Raw genomic sequence first — 17,653 nt, 5'->3', positions numbered from 1 at the left:
GCCCGATTCCCTTGAAAGCGGGCGCAGAAATGCTATAATGAGGCGGGAAAAATCATCCGCAAGGGAGGAACAGCCATGGAACGGCAGTGGTGGCAGGACAAGGTCTGCTATCAGATCTGGCCCAAAAGCTTCAAGGATTCAAACGGCGACGGTGTGGGAGACATCCCCGGCATCATCGACCGGCTGGACTATCTCAAGGAGCTGGGGGCGGACATCCTCTGGCTCTCGCCGGTGTACAAAAACCCGCTGGCGGACGAGGGCTACGACATCGCCGACTACCGGGGCATCGACCCCCGCTTCGGCACCATGGAGGACATGGAGCGCCTGCTGGCGGAGACCAGGCGCCGGGGCATGTATGTGGTGATGGACCTGGTGGTGAACCACTGCTCCGACGAGCACCCCTGGTTCCAAAAGGCGCTGGCCGACCCGGAAGGCCCCTACGGGAAGTATTTCTACTTCCGCAAGGGCAAAAACGGCGCGCCGCCCACCAACTGGCGCGGCTACTTCGGCGGCAGTGTGTGGAGCCCGGTGCCCGGCCGGGAGGACCTTTACTACCTGCACCTGTTCTGCAAAAAGCAGCCCGACCTGGACTGGGAGAACCCCGTGGTGCGCCGCGAGGTGGTGGAGATGGTGAACTGGTGGCTGGACAAGGGCGTGGCGGGCTTCCGGGTGGACGCCATCGTGAACATCGGCAAGCCGGAGCGGTTCGAGGACTTCGCCCCCGACCGGCCGGACGGCCTGGCGGACTGCCGCAAGATGCTGGCGGACCCGGTCTCCCGGCAGCGGCTGCACGCCTATCTCGGCCAGCTGCGGGACGAGGCCTTTGCCCCCCACAACGCCTTCACCGTGGGCGAGGTGTTCGACACCGACCCCGCCGAACTGGCCCTGTTCATCGGGCAGGGAGGCTTTTTCTCCAGCATGTTCGACTTTGCCGCCGCCTGCTGGGGCGGCAGCCCCAAGGGCTGGTACGACGCGAAAAAGCCCGGCCCGGACAACTACCGGGACTGCTGTTTCGACAGCGCCCTGCGGGCCGCGGGCGTGGGCTTTTTGAGCAACATCATCGAGAACCACGACGAGCCCCGGGGCGCCAGCCGCTACCTGCCCGAGGAGGCCGCAAACGACCCCAGGGCCCAGAAGGCGCTGGCAGCGGTGCAGATGCTGCTGCCGGGCCTGCCCTTCCTCTATCAGGGGCAGGAGATCGGCATGACCAACACGGTGTTCTCTTCCATCGACGCGGTGGACGACGTGAACACCCACGGCGAATACGACGCCGCGCTGGCGGCGGGCCTCGCCCCCGGTGAGGCGCTGGCCCGGGTCGCCCGCTGGAGCCGGGACAACGCCCGCACCCCGGTGCAGTGGTCGGCGGAACACGCCGCCGGCTTCACCGCCGGAACGCCCTGGCTGCCGGTGAACCCGAACTATGCCCGGGTGAACGCGGCGGCCCAGCAGGGCGTGGAAGGCTCGGTGCTGGAGTTTTACAAATCGTTGATTCGCCTTCGCAAAAACGATAAGTATAAAGAAGCACTGGTGTGGGGGGGATTTGAGCCGGTGCATCAGGAGCAGGCGGGCCTTGCGGCCTTCGTGCGCGCCGGCGGCGGGCGCAGGCTGCTCATCGCCTCCAACCTGAGCGGCGAAGCCCAGCAGGTGGAACTGCCCGGCGCGGCAAAGGAAGTGCTGCTGTGCTCGGACGGCGCGCCCGGTCTGGCGGGCGGCATCCTGACCCTGGCCCCCTGGCAGGCGGCCGTGGTGGAGCTGGCATAAGAGAACTGAAACGCAGAAACAAAGCCCGGTCCTCCCCCGCGCAGTGTGCGCCGGGGAAGGGCCGGGCGAAGTTTTTTCTGACGGCGGGCTGTTGCCATTGCCCGGGCGGCGAAGGGACACGGGCAGTTTCGTGCGGGGTGGCCGCGCGTCCCTGCCCGCCGCCGCAGCGAGCCGAGGCAGAACCCGGTCCTCCCCACGTAGTGCGCATCGGAACGGACACTTTTCTTTGTCCTGAAAAGTGTCCGGGACGCAGCGTGCGGTGGGGATGGACCGGGCGAAGCGCTTGGATGAAAGCTGGCCGTCTCTTTGTCCGGGCGGCGCTGGGGTCCGGGTAGTTTTGATGCGGGGTGGCCGCGTCCCTGCCCGCCGCCGCGCCGAGCCGAGGCGAAACCCGGTCCTCCCCACGTAGTGCGCATCGGAACGGACACTTTTCTTTGTCCTGAAAAGTGTCCGGGACGCCGCGTGCGGTGGGGATGGGCCGGGCGAAGCACTTGGATGAAAGCTGGCCGCCTCTTTGTTCGGGCGGCGCTGGGGTCCGGGTAGTTTTGATGCGGGGTGGCCGCGTCCCTGCCCGCCGCCGCGTAGTGCCGCGGCTTTCTCGACTTTCAGCGGACCGCAGACCGGGAGAGACGGGCCGGAGCGCTGCCCTGGCGCCGCTCTGCGCGGCGAAGCGGACGGGCAGGCCTTTACCCTTTCTGACCGCCGCCGGGGGCCGCAGGGGCGTCCAGGCGGGCGCGGCAGAGGCTCAGGCTGCCGAAGATGGGGATGCACAGCAAAAACCACAGGCTGGAGTAGAGGGGGCATATCTGGCCCCAGAGATTGCCCCAGAGCAGGGAGTAGTCCCACACGCGCCAGCCCAAAGCCAGGTTGCAGACCACGCCGAAGGCCAGCTCCACGCCGGTGATGACCAGCGCGCCGGCGGCGCAGCGGGCCAGCAGCGGCCAGCGGCCCAGGCGCTCGTTCAGCGCCCAGAGGGCCAGCATGCAAAGCCCTCCCGCCAGCAGCATGGTCCAGTGGGTGCGCCCGCGCCAGGCCAGCTCGATGCAGCCGTAGCCCAGCGCCCCCAGACAAAACAGCGCGCTTTTCTCTATCATATAAAATCACCCGGGGAACAGTGTTCCCCGGGTGATGCGTTTTTATGTGAGTTTACTGGCCCATACGGGAGATCTGGGTGAGAAGTTCCTGGCGGCACTCCCACAATTTGCGGGAATAGTCCACATAATACCGGTGGGGGTACTCGAAGCGGCGCATCTCCTCCCACAGGTTCTCCACCTGCTCGGCGCAGGCGGTGCGGATCTCGGTCACGGTGGGCCGGTCATACACCAGCTTGCCCTCCTTGTAAATGGGAGTGGTAAGGCACTTCACCGTGCAGTTTTTGTAGGTGCGCTGCTTCCAGGTCTGGTTGGGGTCGAAGAGGGTGAGCTCCTCGTGCTCGCCCACCTCTTCGTCGTACACCGCCACATAGTCCGCCATGGCCTTGCGGGTGTAGTTGTCGTAGATGCGCCAGACCTTCTTGAGGCAGGGCAGGGTGATCTTCTCCACGCTCTCGCTGACCTTGATCTTGGGGATATAGCTGTCCCCTTCCTTCACGGCGGCCAGCTTGTAGACCCCGCCGAACACCGGGTCGCTCTTGGCGGTGATGAGGTTCTCGCCGATGCCGAAGCTGTCGATCTTCGCCTCCTGCAGGATGAGGTCCCGCACGATGTACTCGTCCAGGCTGTTGGAAGCGCAGATGGGGCAGTCCTCATAGCCGGCCTCGTCCAGCATCTTGCGGGCCTTCTTGGAAAGATAAGCGATGTCGCCGGAGTCGATGCGGATTCCCTTGGGCCGCTTGCCCAGGGGCTTCAAGACTTCGTCGAACACCTTGATGGCGTTGGGCACGCCGCTCTTGGTCACGTTGTAAGTATCCACCAGCAGCACGCAGCCGTCGGGATAAAGCCGGGCGTAGGTGGCAAAGGCCTCGTACTCGCTGTCAAACATCTGCACCCAGCTGTGGGCCATGGTGCCGCTGGCGGGGATGCCGAAGTCCCGGGCGGCCATGACGCAGCTGGTGGAGGCACAGCCGCCGATGTAGGCGGCGCGGGCGCCGTAGACCGCGGCGTCATACCCCTGGGCGCGGCGGGCGCCGAACTCCATCACAGGGCGGCCCTGCGCGCTGCGCACGATGCGGTTGGACTTGGTGGCCACCAGACACTGGTGGTTGAAGGTGACCAGCAGCAGCGTTTCCAGCAGCTGGCACTCGATGGAGGGGCCCTCCACCGTGACGATGGGCTCCTGGGGGAAGATGGGCGTGCCCTCGGGGATGGCCCAGATGTTGCAGTGCAGGGTGAAGTTGCGCAGATAGTTCAAAAACTTTTCGTTGAACACGCCGGTGGCGGCCAGATACTCGATGTCCTGGTCGGTGAACTTGAGGTTCTCCACCGCCTCGATGAAGGTGTCCAGCCCGGCCATGATGGCGTAGCCGCCGCCGTCGGGGATCTTGCGGAAGAACATGTCGAAGACGCTTATCTTGTCCTCAAAGCCCTCTTCCAGATAGCCCGCCGCCATGGTCAGTTCATAGAAGTCCATGATGGTGGTGAGATTGCGTTTCACATCCAGCATAAGCCTTAGCCCCCTCGATTTCCCTTTTATCAATAGCGGCGGCGGATCTTTTTGGAGCCGCGCCCCTTTGCCAGCGAGATGAAATAGAGCACCAGATACACCGCCACCGCGGCCCCGGTGAGCACCATCAGCACCTTGAAGTAGAGGCCGGAGAAGAACTCGCCCACCTTGCTCAGGGTGTAGAGCACCATGTTGCGGTCCAGGTCGCGCTCGGCCAGCAGTTCCACCGTGCCGATGACCTCGCCGGAGAGGGAGATGTCCACCGTGCCGATCACATCCCCCTGCTTCACCGGGGCGGACACGCTCTCGGGCAGGTGGAAGGTCTTTTGGGTGATGCTCTCGTCCGCGCCCACGGGCAGGATGGTGAGCAGGTCGTCCGCCGGGTAGACCATCAGCCGGTCGGTCTCAGCGCAGTATTTCACCGGCACCTGCTCGATGGGCTCGTTTTTGTCCAGCGCGGGCAGGATGTCGAAGCTCTCGAACACCCAGTCCATCAGCAGGCCCGTCTCATAGGCGGCGGGGTTATACTTGGGGTTGCCGTTGGCGTCCAGGTAATTGACGCCGATCTGGTCGCAGGAGTTGGGGCTGTTGAGCACCACCGAGATGTAGCTCTTGCCATCCTGGTTGTGCCAGGCCACCAGATTGGACCAGTCCTCCAGGGTGCCGGTCTTGCCGCCCATGCAGTAGCTGCGGTAGAACTCGGCGCCCGCGCCCTCGCGGATCATCACGTTGGTGTTGAACAGGTTGTAGGTGCCCGCCGTGTAGCGGGGCAGCATCTCGCCCATGTCGTACTTCTGGGTGGCGATGACTTCCTTGAAGGTGTCGAAGCTGAGGGCGTAGCGGAACATCAGGTAGAGGTCCCGGGCGGTGGTGACGTTCTCGATGCTCATGCCCACCGCGTCCACAAAGTTGGTGTCGGTGCAGCCGATCTCCTTCGCCTTAGCGTTCATCATGTAGACGAAGTTCTCCTGGCTGCCGCCGCCCACATAGTCGGCGATGATCATGGCCGCGTCGGCGCCGCTGTACACCAGCATGGCGTTCAGCAGGTTGCGCAGGGTGTGGGTCTCGCCGGGGCGGATGTCCGCCACCTGCATGCCCGAGCCATAGAGTTCGTCCTGGATGTAACGGGGCATGGCGACAGAGACCGCGTCCAGCTGGTCCTGATACTGCTCCAGCAGCAGGATGGCGGTCATCACCTTGGCGGTGCTGGCGGTGGGCAGCACCTGCTCGCTGTTCTTTTCGTAAACGATGATGTTGGTGTCCAGGTTGACCACATAGGCTCCGGGAGCCGCCACATCAAAGGGCGGAGTGAAGCCCGCGGCGGAGGCGGGCAGGGCCAGCAGCCCGGCCATGACCGCAAGGGTCAGCAGAAAGGCGATGGTTTTTTTCATATAGACTTTTCCCTTTAAAGGCGTTACAATAAAACACAGATGACCCCGCCGGGGCGGGCGGCAGAGAGCCGGGCCCTCCCGGATGGTATCTCATATATTATAGCAGTTTTGAGGCCGCTTATAAAGGCTTTTTGTGTGAAAGAGGTGTGTTCCCCCGTGATTTATGTGACCGGCGATCTCCATGGCGACATCGAGCGTTTTGCCGACAAAGCCATCAAAAAGCTGAAAAAAGGCGACACGCTCATCGTGCTGGGGGATTTCGGCTTCCTCTGGTCCGGCGACAAGGCGGAGCAAAAGCATCTCAAGTGGCTGACCAAGCGCCGCTATCGCATCCTGTTCATCGACGGCTGCCACGAGAACTTTGACCTTTTGCGGGACTACCCCGTGGAGGACTTCATGGGCGGCCGGGCGCGGCACATCGGCGGCAACCTCTATTACATCCAGCGGGGCAGCATTCTGGAGATCGAGGGCAAAAAGCTGCTGTGCTTCGGCGGCGCCGAGAGCTGGGACAAAGAGGACCGGGAGGAGGGTCTCAACTGGTGGCGGGCGGAACTGCCCACCAGCGACGAGCTGGAATACTGCGCCGAGAACCTGAAGGCCGCGGGCAGCGAAGTGGACTACATCCTCACCCACGACGCGCCGCTGCAGATCCTGGAGTTCACCCAGCTGATGCGGGGCCAGCCCAACTGGCTGCACAACTTCTTCGACCAGATCATGAAGACCACCCGCTACAAAAAGTGGCTGTTCGGCCGCTATCACAAAGACCTGAACTACAGCCCCAAGGTGCAGGCGGTGTTTTTGAAGGTGGTGCCGCTGGACTGACACGGCAGAAAGCCAGACCCACAGGCCGCCGGGAAACACGAGTTTCCCGGCGGCCTTTTGCACGGCAGGCGCAAAAAAGCCCGACCCCTCGGAGGGGCCGGGCTGCGGTTTTGTTCCGGGGGGCACTTGCTCAGTAGGCCTTGCCCCAGTAGACCATCACCTTGGCGGGACGGCCGCAGATGGGGCAGACGTCGGAGAGGTGCTCCTGCTCAAAGGGCATGCACCGGCTGGACAGGCCAGCCTCCTCCTTCATCTTCTCCTCGCAGGCAACGTCGCCGCACCACATGGTCTTGATGTAGCCGTTGTTCGCTTCCGCCAGGGCCTTCACCTCGTCCATGGTGGTGGCGGTCCAGGTGCGCATCTCCCGGTTCTCCAGCGCGCGGGCGTAGAGGCTCTGGGCCAGAGCGTCCAGCTGGGCGGGGATGGCGGTCTCCAGCTCGTCCAGGGAGACGAAGGTCTTTTCCCGGTTGTCGCGGCGCACCAGCACGCACTGGTTCTTCTCGATGTCCTTGGGGCCGATCTCCAGGCGCAGGGGCACGCCCTTCATCTCCCACTGGCTGAACTTCCAGCCGGGGCTGTTGTCGGAGTTGTCCAGCTTGACGCGGCAGAACTTGGAGAGGCGCTCCGCCAGCTCCTCGGCCTTCTCGGTGACGCCGGGCTTGTGGGCGGCCACCGGCACGATGACCACCTGGAAGGGAGCGATGGCCGGGGGCAGGATGAGGCCCTCGTCGTCGCCGTGGGTCATGATGATGGCGCCCACCAGACGGGTGGACACGCCCCAGCTGGTCTGATGGGGATACTGCAGCTGGTTGTCGCGGCCGGTGAACTGCACGTCAAAAGCGCGGGAGAAGCCGTCGCCGAAGTAGTGGCTGGTGCCGCTCTGCAGGGCCTTGCCGTCGTGCATCATGGCCTCGATGGTGTAGGTGGCCTCCGCGCCGGCGAACTTCTCCTTGTCGGTCTTCTTGCCCTTCACCACCGGGATCATCAGGTACTTCTCGCACAGCTCGGCGTAGGTGTTCAGCTGCTGCTCGGTCTCCTCGATGGCCTCCTGGGCGGTCTCGTGGATGGTGTGGCCCTCCTGCCACCAGAACTCGCGGCTGCGCAGGAAGGGGCGGGTGGTCTTTTCCCAGCGCACCACACTGCACCACTGGTTATACTTCATGGGCAGGTCGCGCCAGGAGTGCAGCACATGGGCGAAGTGGTCGCAGAACAGGGTCTCACTGGTGGGGCGCACGCACAGGCGCTCTTCCAGCTGGTCCAGGCCGCCGTGGGTGACCCAGGCCACCTCGGGGGCAAAGCCCTCCACGTGGTCCTTCTCCTTCTGGAGCAGGCTCTCGGGGATGAAGATGGGCATGGCCACGTTCTCATGGCCGGTGGCCTTGAACATGCCGTCCAGGATGTGGGTGATGTTCTCCCAGATGGCGTAGCCGTAGGGGCGAAGGATCATGCAGCCCTTCACGCTGGAGTAGTCCACCAGCTCCGCCTTCAGGCACACGTCGGTGTACCACTGGGCAAAATCCTCGTTGATGGGGGTGATGGCCTCCACCAGTTTCTTCTTCTGTTCGCTCATTTGCGCCGTTCCTTCCTGTTCGGTTTGATTAAAAAACACGCCCCCGCAGCGGCAGGGGCGTGATCACAGCATGTGTGTTTTCAGCTGTTCTCCTCGACGTAGCGCACGACGTCCCCAACGGTGTGGAAATTCTCGATCTGCTCGTCGGGCACTTCCACGCCGAACTCGTCTTCCAGGGTCATGACCATGTCCACCACGTCCAGGCTGTCGGCCTCGAAGTCCTCAAGAATATCGCTGTCCATGGTGATCTTGTCCTCGTCGATGTCCAGCTGTTCGGCCAAGAGCTCACGGATGCGTTCGAAAGTATCCATAATCGTTAAAACTCCCTTTTCGTTGCTCCGCAGGTGCGGTGTGTTTATACTATATCATTTTATAGCCTATCTATGAGGGGTTGTCAAGGGCCTGGAGCAAGTTTTTTGGCGGTTTTCCTTGTGCTGGCCGGGGTTTGACGCTATAATAAAATCAAAGCGCGGGCGGCGGGCGAAATGCGCCCTTTTCCGCCCCGGAGGGGGGAGATCTCGGTGGTTTTGAATTTCACCAAAATGGAGGGCTGCGGCAACGACTACATCTATGTGGACTGCCTTGCCGGCCTCTCCTTTGACCCCGCGGCCGCGGCGGTGGCCCTGAGCCCCCGGCATTTTGCCGTGGGGGCGGACGGCCTCATCTGCATCTGCCACAGCGACGTGGCCGACGCGAAGATGCGCATGTTCAACGCCGACGGCAGCGAGGGCTCCATGTGCGGCAACGGCGTGCGATGCGTGGCCCAGTGGCTGTTCGAGCACGGCCTCGTGAAGGACGAGGCCCGGGTGGAGACCCGCGCGGGCATCAAGACGCTTCAGCGCTGCGGCGATGGCATGTGGCAGGTGGAGATGGGCAAGGCCAGCTTTGCCCCCGCCGACCTGCCCGCGCTGGGCTTTGGCGACGGGCCGGCCATCGGCAAGGAGCTGATGGTGGGCGGCCGGGCCTGGCCGGTGACCTGCGTGTCGGTGGGCAACCCCCACTGCGTGACGCTGGTGCCGGACGTGGCCGGGGTGGACCTGCGAAAGATCGGCCCGGGGTTTGAACACCACATGGCATTCCCCGAAGGGGTGAACACCGAGTTCATCCAGGTGCTGGGCCCAAACCGCCTGAAGATGCGGGTGTGGGAGCGGGGCAGCGGCGAGACGCTGGCCTGCGGCACCGGGGCCAGCGCCAGCGTGGCGGCCTGCGTGGCCGGGGGCTTGTGCCGCCCCGGCGAGGACGTGCAGGTGGAACTGTTGGGCGGCACGCTCACCATCCGGGTGGGCAGCGACTGGCGGGTGCTGATGACCGGCCCCGCCCGCACCGCCTTCACCGGCACAGCGAACATTTGAGTGGGTAAGGAGCGAGGGAACATGGAAGAACTGAAAAAGGTACTGGAAGGCCGTCCGGTCTTATATCTGGCCACCGTGGAGGGCTATCTGCCCCGTGTGCGGCCCATCAACCACTACATGGTCTGGAACGACCGCTTCTACATCGCCATGGGCAAGCACAAGGAGGCCTACAAGCAGCTGCTGGACAACACCAACCTGGAGCTGACCGCCGCCCTTGGGTCGGACGAGTGGGTGCGCATCCGCGGCACGGTGAACTTCGACACCAGCGCCGAGGCCTACGCCGCCGCCTTCGCGGAAATGCCGGACCTGAAGGAGAGCTTCAGCGAGGATACCGGCAAGCGCCTGGCCCTCATCTATCTGGACCACATCAGCGCCATGGTCTTCGACCGCGAGGACAACGCGCAGCTGCTGGCGAAATTCTGACACGATCATACCGCCGGACGAGGCTTTTCCCATCCGGCTTTTCTATTGAAATGGAGGCTTCCATGGAGCACAGCGCATCCGCGTCCTTCATCCGTCCCGCGGCGGCCCAGGATGCCGGGCGCATCGCGGAAATATTGGTATTCAACAACCGGCTGAACTTCTTCCCCATCTTTAAAGACGAACCGTATTCTTTCTGTGAGATGCAGGTGGTGCCGCTGGCGCAGCGGCTCGCGGAGGACCAGGACGCCCTATCCCGCACCTTCGTCTGGGACGACGGGGTGCTGCGGGGCTTTGTGCGCGTTCACGGCCAGGAGGTGGAGAAGCTCTTTGTGGACCCCTGTTTTCAGGGCCGGGGCGTGGGTGCGGCACTGCTGGAGTTCGCCGTGGCCCGCTTTGGGGCAGACCGCCTCTGGGCGCTGGAAGCAAACGCAGGCGCGCGGCGGTTTTACGCCGCCCACGGGTTCAGCCCCACCGGCGAGAGCCGTTTTGAGGAGGGCACCGACCAACGCCTTCTGCTGCTGCGCCGGCAGGCCTGAACAGGAACAAAACAGTAGCGGCCCCCTCCCGGGTTCCGGGAGGGGGCCGCTGCTGTTTTTTAAGGCTTACTCGATGATGCTCTTGCCGGTCATCTCGGCGGGCTGGTCAAGGCCCAGGAGCTTCAGCATGGTGGGGGCGATGTCCGCCAGGACGCCGCCCTCCCGCAGCTTCACATCCCCCGCACCGGCCACCAGGAAGGGCACCGGGTTGGTGGTGTGGGCGGTGAAGGGAGAGCCGTCCACATCGTACATGCGGTCAGCGTTGCCGTGGTCGGCGGTGAGCAGCACCTGGCCGCCGGCGGCCAGGGCGGCGTCGATCACCTTGCCGGCGCAGGCGTCCACGGCCTCCACGGCCTTCACGGCGGCCTCAAACACGCCGGTGTGGCCCACCATGTCGCAGTTGGCGAAGTTCAGGATGATAACGTCGTACTTGCCGCTCTCGATGCGCTTGACGCACTCGTCGGCCACTTCGTAGGCGCTCATCTCGGGCTTCAGGTCATAGGTAGCCACCTTGGGGCTGGGGATGAGAGCCCGGTCCTCGCCCTCAAAGGGAGCCTCCACGCCGCCGTTGAAGAAGAAGGTCACATGGGCGTACTTCTCGGTCTCGGCGATGCGCAGCTGGGTCTTGCCGCAGGCGGCAAGGTAGGCGCCCATCACATTCTCCAGGCTCTGGGGCTTGAAGGCCACCTCCACGTTGGGCATGGTGGCGTCGTACTGGGTGAAGCAGACATAGTTCACCGGGAAGCGGCCGTTGCGGCGCTCGAAGCCGGTGAAGGCGTCGTCCACGAAGGTGCGGGTGATCTCACGGGCGCGGTCGGGGCGGAAGTTGAAGAAGATGACGCTGTCGCCCTCGGACACGCGGCCGCCCTCGCAGGTCACGGCGGGCACCACGAACTCGTCGGTCACGCCCTCGGCGTAGCTGTTCTCCATCACCTGGAGCGGCTCGCCCTTCACGCCCTCGCCGTAGACGAAGGCGGCGTAAGCCTTCTCCACGCGGTCCCAGCGGTTGTCGCGGTCCATGGCGTAGTAGCGGCCGGTGACGGTGGCGATCTTGCCGATGCCCAGTTCGTTCAGCTTGTCCTGCAGCTGGGCGATGTAGCCCTTGCCGGAGTCGGGCGGCACGTCGCGGCCGTCCATGATGGCGTGGACGTACAGCTCCTTCACGCCCAGGTCCTTGGCCATGTCCAGCAGGCCGAAGAGGTGCTGGATGTGGCTGTGGACGCCGCCGGCGGAGAGCAGGCCCATCAGGTGCAGGGCCTTGCCGTTCTTCACAGCGGCCTCCATGCAGCCGCGGATGGCGGCGTTGTCACGGATGGAGCCGTCCTGGATGGCCTTGGTGATGCGGGTGAGCTCCTGGTAGACGATGCGGCCCGCGCCGATGTTGGTGTGGCCCACTTCGCTGTTGCCCATCTGGCCGTCGGGCAGGCCCACGTCCATGCCGGAGGCGCCGATGGTGGTGTAGGGGCAGGTGGCGAACAGCTTATCGAGATTCGGGGTGTTGGCGGCAACGATGGCGTTGCCGTCTTTCTGCTCGGGCACCCAGCCGAAGCCGTCCAGGATGCAGAGCAGCAGGGGTTTTTTCGACATAAAAAATTTCTCCTTCTTGGCAAAAGGGCGCGCCGGGGCTGCCGGCGCGCCGCGGTGGTGTTTACTTGCCGGCGGCGGCGACGATGGCCGCGAAAGCGTCCGCCTTCAGGGAAGCGCCGCCGATCAGGCCGCCGTCCACGTCGGGCTTGGAGAGCAGCTCGTCGGCGTTGCCGGCGTTCATGCTGCCGCCGTACTGGATGGTGGTGGCCTTGGCCACGGCCTCGCCGTAGAGCTCGGCCAGGACCTTGCGGATGGCGGCGCAGACCTCCTGGGCCTGGTCGCTGGTGGCGGTCTTGCCGGTGCCGATGGCCCACACGGGTTCGTAGGCGATGATGATGTTCTTCATGGCCTCGGCGTCAACGCCCTGCAGGGCGATCTTGGTCTGCATGCGCACCAGTTCCTCGGTGACGCCCTGCTCCCGCTGGGTCAGGTTCTCGCCCACGCAGACGATGACCTTCAGGCCGGCGGCCAGACCCGCCAGGGTGCGCTTGTTCACAGTCTCGTCGGTCTCGGCGAAATACTGGCGGCGCTCGGAGTGGCCGGTGATGACGTACTCCACGCCCAGGTCCACCAGCATGTCGGCGCTGATCTCGCCGGTGAAGGCGCCGCTCTTCTCAAAGTGGACGTTCTCGGCGCCCACATGGATGTTGGTTCCGCGGGTCTTCTCCACGGCGGTGACGAGGCTGGTGAAGGGGGTGCAGATGACCACTTCGCAGCCGGCGTCCTTCACGGCGGGGATGAGCTCGTCGATGAGAGCGGCGGCCTCGGTGGCGGTCTTGTTCATTTTCCAGTTGCCGGCGATGACGGCTTTGCGGTTGGCTTTATCCATGGTGTGTTACCTCACTTTTTTCGTTTGTCGGCGGGCCGCAAAAGGCCTCAGCCGCCGCTGGCGGCTGAGGCGCATGGGCTCACAAATCAGGCGTTCTGGATGCAGGCGATGCCGGGCAGCTCCTTGCCCTCCAGGTACTCCAGGGAAGCGCCGCCGCCGGTGGAGATGTGGGTCATCTTGTCGGCGTAGCCCAGCTGCATCACGGCAGCAGCGGAGTCGCCGCCGCCGATAACGGTGGTGGCGTCAGCCTCGGCCATGGCCTTGGCAACAGCCAGGGTGCCGGCGGCCAGGGTCGGGTTCTCGAACACGCCCATGGGGCCGTTCCACACGACGGTCTTGCTGGCCTTCACGGCCTCGGCGAACAGCTCGCGGGTCTTGGGGCCGATGTCCAGGCCCATCATGTCGGCGGGGATGGAATCGGAAGGCACGACCTTCACGTCCACAGGCCCGTCGATGGGGTCGGGGAAGGAAGCGGTGATAACGGTGTCCACAGGCAGCAGCAGCTTGACGCCCTTGGCCTCGGCCTTGGCCATCATCTCCTTGCAGTACTCCACCTTCTCCTCGTCCACCAGGCTGGTGCCCACGCCGTAGCCCTTGGCGACCAGGAAGGTGTAGGCCATGCCGCCGCCGATGATCAGGGTGTCCACCTTCTCCAGCAGGTTCGCAATGACGTTCAGCTTGTCGGCGACCTTGGCGCCGCCCAGGATGGCGGTGAAGGGACGCACGGGATCGTTCACGGCGCTGCCCAGGTAGCGGATCTCTTTCTCCATCAGGTAGCCCACGGCGGTGTCCTTGACGTAGTCGGTCACGCCGGCGGTGGAGCAGTGAGCGCGGTGAGCGCTGCCGAAAGCGTCGTTCACATAGCAGTCGGCGATGCTGGCCAGATCCTGGCTGAACTCAGGCAGGTTCTTGGTCTCCTCCTTGCGGAAGCGGGTGTTCTGCAGCAGCACCACGTCGCCGTCCTTCATGGCGGCAACAGCGGCCTTGGCGTTCTCGCCCACGACGGTGTCGTCATTGGCGAACACGACTTCCTTGCCCAGCAGCTCGGAGAGACGCACCGCCACAGGGGCCAGGCTGAACTTCTCCTCGGGGCCGTTCTTGGGCTTGCCCAGGTGGCTGCACAGGATGACCTTGCCGCCGTTCTCGATCAGCTTCTTGATCGTGGGCAGCGCGGCCACGATGCGGTTGTCGTTGGTGATCTTGCCGTCCTTCATCGGCACGTTGAAATCGCAGCGCACAAGCACCCGCTTGCCGCGCACGTCCATCTCTTCCACGGTCTTTTTACCCAAACCCATCGTCTGTTTCTCCTCTCGATTTTGAAGTTCTCATGGGCATTTGCATACCTGCCCTTATTATAATCAATCGGCGCGCATTTCGCAAGGCGTTTACCGTTATGTTTTTAACGATACTCTGCCCCGGACGTGCCCGAAACTTGCACAAAAAGCACACAGCAGAACGGGCCGGGGCGCGCCGCCCCGGCCCGACGCCGGTCGATCATTGCGGGGCCTGCCTGTTGCGCCAGGCGCCCAGGGTGTAGAACGCCGCCAGCGCCAGCCGGACGGCGGCGCCTGCCGTGGCGCTGATGTTGCCGTCGCCGAAGGAGGCGAGCAGGTTCAGCGCCGCCAGCACGATGAACACCACGCCCAGAACAAAGAGCACCCGGGCCTTGTCGGGGCGGGCACACCACTTGACGCCCAGGATGGCCGTCACCAGACTGTAAATGCTGGTGGGGATGGCCAGCACCCCCAGGACGATGACCGCCGTGGCCAGGCCCCAGCCCAGGCCGTCGTCGGTGCCCATGGCTAAACCCGCGCCGATGAGCGCCAGGCCGCCCAGCAGGCCCAGAGCCGATAGGATGATGAGGACGATGCCGGTCACTTTGAGCATCGTTCTGCCCGCAAGCTGTGTGTCATTCATGGCGTTTTCTCCTCAAATCATAAGTTTTTGAAAAAAGCGGGCCGGGGCCGCGCCCCGGCCCGCTTGCGGCATCACTGCAGGCTCTGCTTGTTCTGCCACGCGCCCAGGGTGTAGAGCACCGGCAGCACCAGACCGAGCACGCTGCTGACCACGGAGGTGCTGCTGTCGCTGCTGAAGCTGGACAGCAGGCTCAGCGCCGCCAGCACGATGAGCACAATGCCCAGCACAAAGAGGACGCCGGCCTTGTCGGGACGGTTGCACCACTTCACGCCCAGGATGCCCACCACCAGACTGAACGTGCTGCTGAGGATGGCGACGACGCCCAGCACCATGGCGATGGCGCCCAGGCCCAGGGCCAGGCTCTCGCCGCCGGCGATGCCCAGCGCGGCGCCGCCCACCACGGCCATGAGGCCGGTGAGGATGCTGAGGGCTGCGAAGATGATGTAGAGGATGCCCACCACTTTGAGCATCAGGCGGCCTTTGAGTTCGGTGTTGTTCATGGGGTCTCTCCTTATTTTTTATTTCTTTTCCGCGGGAACGTCGGTGAGCATCTCCTTCACCGAGGTCACGAGACCGGCGAGGTTCTGCATGTCGCTGGGGATGATGAGCTTGGTGGCTTTGCCGTCGGCCACCTTTTCCAGGGCTTCCAGCCCTTTCAGGGCCAGCACCCGGTCGCTGGGGGCGGCTTCGTTCAGCAGCTTGAGGGAGTCGGCCAGGGCCTTCTGCACCTCCATGATGGCCTGGGCTTCGCCCTGGGCCTCGCGGATGCGCTGCTCGCGCACCGCGTCCGCCCGCAGGATGGCGCTCTCCTTTTCGCCCTCGGCCACCAGGATGGCGCTGCGCTTTTCGCCCTCGGCCCGCAGGATGGCCTCGCGGCGCTGGCGCTCGGCTTTCATCTGCTTTTCCATGGCGTCCTGGATCTCGGCGGGCGGGATGATGTTCTTCACCTCCACCCGGTTGACCTTGATGCCCCACTTGTCGGTGGCCTGGTCCAGGATGGCGGTGATTTTTGTATTGATGACGTCGCGGCTGGTGAGGGTGTGGTCCAGCTCCATCTCACCGATGATGTTGCGCAGGGTGGTGGCGGTGAGGTTCTCGATGGCGGCCATGGGCCGCTCCACACCGTAGGTGAAAAGTTTCGCGTCGGTGACCTGGAAAAAGACCACCGTGTCGATCTGCATGGTGACGTTGTCGCGGGTGATAACGGGCTGGGGCTTGAAGTCCACCACCTGCTCCTTGAGGCTGACCTTCTTGGCCACCCGCATCAGGAAGGGCACCTTGAAGTGAAGGCCGGCCTCCCAGGTGGCGTTGTAGACGCCCAGCCACTCCACCACATAGGCGGTGGCCTGAGGCACGAGGCTGATGCAGCTGATGAGCAGGATGACGGCCAGCAGCACCAGCGGGATGATGATGAACAGCATGAATGGCATAAACGATTCCTCCTTTTGTAAGATGTACAGGGGGGACAGGGTTCACACGCCGGCGGCGGCCGGCTGGTTTGCGGGCTCCACCCGCAGGGTCGTGCTCTCCACGGCGGTGACGACGCACTCGCCGCCCTCGTCCAGGGCGGTGTCGCAGACGGCGGTCCAGTCCACGCCGTCCAGCCGCACACGGCCGGGCACGCCGGGGCGCACGGGCTGCACCACCACCGCGCGGCGGCCGATGTTGCGCTCAAGGCCCAGGGCGGCGGCGGGCTTGCGGCTGCGCATGCGGGCCACCAGCGGCTTTGTGACGGCCAGCGCCGCGGCGCTGACCAGCGCGAAGGCCAGCAGCTGATAGAGCAGATCCTCCGTGAACAGGCTTGTGATGAGCCCGGCCAACGCGCCCACGGCGAACCAGATGCTCACCAGATTGACGGTGGCGGCCTCCACAATGACGAACAGCGCCAGGGCGATGAGCCAGCCGGCGATGGCCGCGGCTTCGGGCACGAGGATGGGTTCGAACATAAAGACTCCTTTCCGGCGGCCAAAGGCCGCCACCCCCGAAAAAAACGGGGCACCGGTGTTGTCTTTATCTTATCAAAAACAAATACGATTGGCAAAGGCGGAAATATCACAAAAACGGCGGATTTTACCTATTTTTTGCTCACGGCGTGCAAAGGGGGCCTCAGGGGGCAGCAGGGCGGGGCCGGGGCAGGCCGGGGAAATGCGGGCGAAAAAACGGGGCGGGGAGGGCGGCGCGGCAAGGCAGGGCGGCGCTTTCGCCCTGTTTTGCTTGGCATGCCGCCCGATGCCGGCCGGGCCCGACGCGGCACTGCCGCCGCGTAGTGCGCCTCGGAGCGAACACTTTGCCCGGCTTGAGGGCAAAGTGTCCGAAACACCGCGTGCGGCGGCGGACAGGGACGCGACCACCCCGCGCAAAACTTCCCGGTCCCCGCGCCGCCCGGGCCAAGAGAAGGTTGGTTTGGCGGAAGGTGCTTCGCCCGGTTTCTCCCCACCGCACGCGGCATCTCGGACATTTTCCACGACGAAGGAAAATGTCCGTTCTGATGCGCACTACGTGGGGAAAACCGGGCTCCGCCTCAGCCCAGTGCGGCAAGGCGGCGCGCTCCCCTGTTCTACCCGGCCCGTTGCACGATGCAGGCCGAGCCAGCCGCGGCATTGCCGCCGCGTAGTGCACCTCGGAGCGAACACGCTGCACGGTGCGAGGGCAGCGTGTCCGAAACGCCGCGTGCGGCGGCGGACAGGGACGCGGCCACCCCGCGCAAAACTTCCCGGTCCCCGCGCCGCCCGGGCCAAGAGAAGGTTGGTTTGGCGGAAGGTGCTTCGCCCGGTTTCTCCCCACCGCACGCGGCATCCCGGACATTTTCCACGACGAAGGAAAATGTCCGTTCTGATGCGCACTACGTGGGGAAAACCGGGCTC

Annotated in this window: 17 protein-coding genes; 5 read left to right on the top strand and 12 right to left on the bottom strand. The window is 64.4% G+C overall.

Translation table 11 applies throughout. The features are described 5' to 3' along the window. Nucleotides 1-75: 75 nt before the first annotated feature. The gene (locus tag ACMI1Q_RS00930; RefSeq protein WP_419502489.1) at nt 76-1,761 is read left to right on the top strand and encodes an alpha-glucosidase; all 1,686 of its coding nucleotides are present in this window, start codon (nt 76-78) and stop codon (nt 1,759-1,761) included. A gap of 686 nt (nt 1,762-2,447) precedes the next feature. Here the strand turns inward: ACMI1Q_RS00930 and ACMI1Q_RS00925 are convergent. The 3 genes from ACMI1Q_RS00925 to ACMI1Q_RS00915 are packed head-to-tail and all read right to left on the bottom strand — an operon-like array spanning nt 2,448 to nt 5,753. Continuing rightward, the gene (locus tag ACMI1Q_RS00925; protein ID WP_419502488.1) at nt 2,448-2,855 is read right to left on the bottom strand and encodes a putative ABC transporter permease; all 408 of its coding nucleotides are present in this window, start codon (nt 2,853-2,855) and stop codon (nt 2,448-2,450) included. Between the two features lie 52 nt (nt 2,856-2,907). Continuing rightward, entirely contained in the window at nt 2,908-4,362 is a 1,455-nt protein-coding gene (locus ACMI1Q_RS00920) for a nicotinate phosphoribosyltransferase (protein ID WP_330058672.1), read from the bottom strand. Between the two features lie 29 nt (nt 4,363-4,391). Next, complete coding sequence (locus ACMI1Q_RS00915) at nt 4,392-5,753, bottom strand: D-alanyl-D-alanine carboxypeptidase family protein (RefSeq protein WP_419502487.1); 1,362 nt, start codon at nt 5,751-5,753, stop codon at nt 4,392-4,394. 165 nt (nt 5,754-5,918) lie between these two features. On the opposite strand from ACMI1Q_RS00915, the gene ACMI1Q_RS00910 reads away from it, so the two are divergent. Then, the gene (locus ACMI1Q_RS00910) at nt 5,919-6,575 is read left to right on the top strand and encodes a metallophosphoesterase (RefSeq protein WP_419502486.1); all 657 of its coding nucleotides are present in this window, start codon (nt 5,919-5,921) and stop codon (nt 6,573-6,575) included. Between the two features lie 130 nt (nt 6,576-6,705). On the opposite strand, the gene proS is transcribed toward ACMI1Q_RS00910, so the two are convergent. Both proS and acpP read right to left on the bottom strand, forming a co-directional pair. After that, entirely contained in the window at nt 6,706-8,145 is a 1,440-nt protein-coding gene (proS, locus tag ACMI1Q_RS00905) for a proline--tRNA ligase (protein ID WP_419502485.1), read from the bottom strand. A gap of 80 nt (nt 8,146-8,225) precedes the next feature. After that, nucleotides 8,226-8,456: an acyl carrier protein gene (acpP, locus tag ACMI1Q_RS00900; RefSeq protein WP_177522187.1), complete on the bottom strand. Its 231-nt coding sequence runs from the start codon at nt 8,454-8,456 to the stop codon at nt 8,226-8,228. Nucleotides 8,457-8,666: 210 nt separating this feature from the next. Between acpP and dapF the strand changes: the two genes are divergently transcribed. From dapF to ACMI1Q_RS00885, 3 genes are all read left to right on the top strand, one after another. Continuing rightward, nucleotides 8,667-9,497 carry a diaminopimelate epimerase gene (gene dapF, locus ACMI1Q_RS00895; RefSeq protein WP_419502484.1) on the top strand — a complete coding sequence of 277 codons (831 nt, stop codon included), beginning with the start codon at nt 8,667-8,669 and terminating at the stop codon, nt 9,495-9,497. A 21-nt stretch (nt 9,498-9,518) separates the two neighbouring features. Next, a complete protein-coding gene (locus ACMI1Q_RS00890; protein WP_417025860.1) occupies nt 9,519-9,920 on the top strand; it encodes a pyridoxamine 5'-phosphate oxidase family protein in 402 nt (133 codons plus the stop codon). A gap of 62 nt (nt 9,921-9,982) precedes the next feature. Continuing rightward, on the top strand, nt 9,983-10,456 hold the full coding sequence (locus ACMI1Q_RS00885; protein ID WP_419502483.1) for a GNAT family N-acetyltransferase: 474 nt from the start codon (nt 9,983-9,985) through the stop codon (nt 10,454-10,456). 66 nt (nt 10,457-10,522) lie between these two features. Here ACMI1Q_RS00885 and gpmI read toward each other — a convergent pair whose 3' ends face one another. The 7 genes from gpmI to ACMI1Q_RS00850 form a co-directional block, all read right to left on the bottom strand. Continuing rightward, the gene (gpmI, locus tag ACMI1Q_RS00880; protein WP_419502482.1) at nt 10,523-12,043 is read right to left on the bottom strand and encodes a 2,3-bisphosphoglycerate-independent phosphoglycerate mutase; all 1,521 of its coding nucleotides are present in this window, start codon (nt 12,041-12,043) and stop codon (nt 10,523-10,525) included. A 61-nt stretch (nt 12,044-12,104) separates the two neighbouring features. Further along, a complete protein-coding gene (gene tpiA, locus ACMI1Q_RS00875) occupies nt 12,105-12,872 on the bottom strand; it encodes a triose-phosphate isomerase (RefSeq protein WP_419502481.1) in 768 nt (255 codons plus the stop codon). An 86-nt stretch (nt 12,873-12,958) separates the two neighbouring features. Then, nucleotides 12,959-14,167, bottom strand: a complete 1,209-nt coding sequence (locus tag ACMI1Q_RS00870; RefSeq protein WP_419502480.1) for a phosphoglycerate kinase — start codon at nt 14,165-14,167, stop codon at nt 12,959-12,961. Nucleotides 14,168-14,366: 199 nt separating this feature from the next. Continuing rightward, nucleotides 14,367-14,789: a hypothetical protein gene (locus ACMI1Q_RS00865; RefSeq protein WP_419502479.1), complete on the bottom strand. Its 423-nt coding sequence runs from the start codon at nt 14,787-14,789 to the stop codon at nt 14,367-14,369. A gap of 71 nt (nt 14,790-14,860) precedes the next feature. After that, nucleotides 14,861-15,289, bottom strand: a complete 429-nt coding sequence (locus tag ACMI1Q_RS00860; protein WP_419502478.1) for a hypothetical protein — start codon at nt 15,287-15,289, stop codon at nt 14,861-14,863. Between the two features lie 18 nt (nt 15,290-15,307). Continuing rightward, complete coding sequence (locus ACMI1Q_RS00855) at nt 15,308-16,210, bottom strand: SPFH domain-containing protein (RefSeq protein ID WP_177521430.1); 903 nt, start codon at nt 16,208-16,210, stop codon at nt 15,308-15,310. A gap of 51 nt (nt 16,211-16,261) precedes the next feature. Continuing rightward, on the bottom strand, nt 16,262-16,735 hold the full coding sequence (locus ACMI1Q_RS00850; protein ID WP_419502477.1) for an NfeD family protein: 474 nt from the start codon (nt 16,733-16,735) through the stop codon (nt 16,262-16,264). Nucleotides 16,736-17,653: the final 918 nt, after the last annotated feature.

Origin of the sequence: Candidatus Allofournierella excrementavium (assembly GCF_048526665.1) — a bacterium.
Classification (GTDB): domain Bacteria; phylum Bacillota; class Clostridia; order Oscillospirales; family Ruminococcaceae; genus Allofournierella_A; species Allofournierella_A excrementavium.
Note: the sequence above shows the minus strand (reverse complement) of the source record. Positions and strands in the feature narration are given on the sequence as shown.